Consider the following 250-nt stretch of genomic DNA (forward strand, 5'->3'; position numbering starts at 1 on the left):
AGGGGTGCGTCCGACCATTCGTCGGTGGTGATGTGGTGCAGCAGCAGCACCACGGTGGTGGTGCGGTCGGGGTGGCGCAGGATCGTGATGCGCAGCGGTGTCTCACTACTGAGGTCGAACCGGTGGGCGGTGAGCCGCTCGATCTGCTCATCGAGGGGTGTGCCGTCGTCGTTGAGGACCTCGACCGGAGCACCGGTGTCGGGGGCCAGGATGTGTTGGGCGAAGCCGGTGTCGTGTTCGGTGAACACCG

At 66.4% G+C, this 250-nt stretch carries 1 protein-coding gene; it reads right to left on the bottom strand.

Annotated features, from left to right (window positions below; translation table 11 throughout):
- Window positions 1–250: hypothetical protein (locus ACZYYX_RS29490; RefSeq protein WP_463818377.1), on the bottom strand; the 250-nt coding region annotated here is incomplete at both ends.

It is taken from the genome of Mycobacterium sp. IDUB_1, assembly GCF_055419625.1.